The sequence below is a fragment of the Phenylobacterium sp. genome (assembly GCF_024508875.1).
GTDB lineage: Bacteria > Pseudomonadota > Alphaproteobacteria > Caulobacterales > Caulobacteraceae > Phenylobacterium.
This window is the reverse complement of record NZ_JANINU010000272.1, coordinates 1-2557: the sequence shown is the minus strand read 5'-3', so window position 1 is coordinate 2557 and position 2557 is coordinate 1. Positions and strand designations below refer to the sequence as shown.

At 69.5% G+C, this 2557-nt stretch carries 2 protein-coding genes; one reads left to right on the top strand and one right to left on the bottom strand.

Going from position 1 to position 2557, the window contains the following annotated elements; translation table 11 throughout:
- Nucleotides 1-2030 (bottom strand): aminopeptidase N (gene pepN, locus Q0L11_RS18665; protein ID WP_296599235.1); only part of this gene is annotated, 2030 nt, incomplete at its 3' end.
- Between the two features lie 139 nt (nucleotides 2031-2169).
- On the opposite strand from pepN, the gene Q0L11_RS18660 reads away from it, so the two are divergent.
- A complete protein-coding gene (locus Q0L11_RS18660) occupies nucleotides 2170-2370 on the top strand; it encodes a hypothetical protein (RefSeq protein WP_296599234.1) in 201 nt (66 codons plus the stop codon).
- Nucleotides 2371-2557 lie beyond the last annotated feature (187 nt).

The window sequence follows — 2557 nt, the reverse complement described above, 5'->3', positions numbered from 1 at the left end:
CCGGCGCCGGCGGCGTCGGGCGAGAACTCGCCCAGGTCCTGCAGGCCGGTGTGGATGTGGCGCAGCTCGGCGCCCAGATGCAGGGCCAGCCGCAGGCGCAGCGCCTCGCGGGCCTCGTGGATCGCCGCCGGGTCGACCGGGGCGCGCAGCAGCGCCAGGTCGCCCTCGGACGGCAGCGACAGCAGCAGCGCCTTGAAGGCCGGGTCGGAGGCCTGGTCCACCAGAGCGCGGCCGACCGCCTCGGCGTAGCGCTCCTCGCCGACCTCGTTGGGCTTGCCGTCGGCGCGGGCGAGGATCAGGTCGGCGGCGAGGTCCTGGCCGGCTTCCCAGCGGTTGAAGAGGTCGGGGTCCGAGGCGAGCTGGACGTAGCGTTCCTTGGGCTCGGCGTCGGTCTTCATCACGACCGGGGCGGAGAAGCCGCGCAGCGCCGAGACCACCGGCATGCTGTCGACGCCGGTCAGGGTGACCCTCAGCTCGGGCTTGTCGAGCATGACGACGGTCTCGTCGGTGGCGCGGCCATCGCGCTCGAAGGCCAGCGTGCGGCCCTCGTGGTCGAGGAGGCCCACGGTCACCGGGATCGGCACGGGACGCTTGGTCGGCTGGCCGCTGGTGGGCGGATTGTTCTGGGTGAGGGTCAGTTCCAGAGACTTCGCCGCTTCGTCGTAGCGGCCCGCCACCGTGATGCGCGGGGTGCCGGCCTGCTCGTACCAGGCGAAGAAGTCCGACAGGTCGCGCCCGGACGCCTCGGCGAAGCATTCGATGAACGCCTCGACCGTGGTGGCATGGCCGTCCCAGCGGTCGAAGTAGAGATCCATGCCCTTCCGGAACGCTTCGGCCCCGATCAGGGTCTTGAGCATGCCGATGACCTCGGAGCCCTTCTCGTAGATCGTGGCCGTGTAGAAGTTCTCGATCTTCATGTAGGCGGACGGCCGCACCGGGTGGGCCAGGGGTCCCTGGTCCTCGGAGAACTGGCGGCTGCGCAGGGTCTTCACCGCCTTGATGCGGGCGACCGCGTGGCCGCGCATGTCGGCGCAGAAGCCCTGCTCGCGGAAGACGGTGAGGCCCTCCTTCAGGCAGAGCTGGAACCAGTCGCGGCAGGTGATGCGGTTGCCGGTCCAGTTGTGGAAGTACTCGTGCGCCACGACGGCCTCGATCCGCTCGTAGTCGACGTCGGTGGCGGTGTCGGGGTCGGCCAGCAGCAGGGACGAGTTGAAGACGTTGAGGCCCTTGTTCTCCATGGCCCCGAAGTTGAAGTCGCGGACCGCCACGATCATGAACAGATCGAGGTCGTACTCGCGGCCGTAGGCCTCCTCGTCCCATTTCATGGAGCGTTTCAGGGCGTCCATTGCATAGGCGGCGCGGGGCGCCATGCCGGTGTCGACGTAGATCCGCAGGTCCACCGTCCGGCCGCTCATGGTGACGAGCTTGTCCTCCAGCACGTCCAGCTCGCCGCCGACCAGGGCGAAGAGGTAGCAGGGCTTCGGGAAGGGGTCGTTCCAGACGGCGAAGTGGCGACCCCCAGGCAGGTCGCCCTTGTCGATCAGGTTGCCGTTGGCCAACAGGTGGCGGAATTTGCGGTCGGCCTCGATCCGCACCGTGTACCGCGACAGCACGTCGGGCCGGTCGGGCCAGAAGGTGATCTTGCGGAAGCCCTCGGCCTCGCACTGGGTGCAGAAGCGGCCGCCGGACATGTAGAGGCCTTCGAGGGCCTTGTTGTTCTCGGGGTCGATCTCGACCTCGGTCTCCAGGACGAACGCGTCGGGGCAGCCGGGGATCGTGAGGAACTCGGCATCGATGGTCCGCTCGCCCTCGCCCAGGACCCGGCCGTCGATGGCCACCGCGATCGGCTTCAGCCGCTCGCCGTTGAAGACCAGCGGGTCCTTGTGGTCGCCGTTGCGGCGCACCGCCAGCTTCGCCTTCACCCGGGTGGTGTTGGGCTGCAGGTCGAAGGTCAGCCAGACCTCGTCCACGAGGAAGGCGGGCGGGCGATAGTCGGTGAGCCGGATCGGCTGGGGCGTTTCGGTGCGCATGACGCCCATCTAGGCGCGCGAGTTGGGCGGCGCCAAGGCGCAGAGGAGCAAGTTTCGGCCCGAGCGTCGGCTGGACGATGGACAGAACCGTGTTATCCAAATGTAGATTCGCCGCGTTGGCGGCTGGGGGCTTGGGGCGGTGCCGACCTACAGGATTTATCACGTCGGAAACGGCGGGCGTCTGCGCGTGGGCGAGAGCTTCTCGGCGGCGGACGACGACGCGGCGATCGCCACCGCGCGGCCGCAGCTCGCGCGCGGCCAGGCGGCCGAGCTCTGGGAGTGGGGCCGGCCGGTGGGCCGCTTTTCGCGCGACCACGAGTTCATCCCCGACAGCCGGTAGCGGACACGCGTTCGCGGCCCGGCGCGCGGCTTCGCGGCGGGTTCGGGCCTTTGCGGGGCGTGGTGACGGTTGGAGGTTTGGCGCCAGGGCGGCGGGCGCCCGGGAATGGATTCCCGGATCAAGCCCGGGGATGACGAGCGATTTGGTGAGGCGGCGTCAGCTCGTGTCGTCGTCGGGGTCTTCGCCG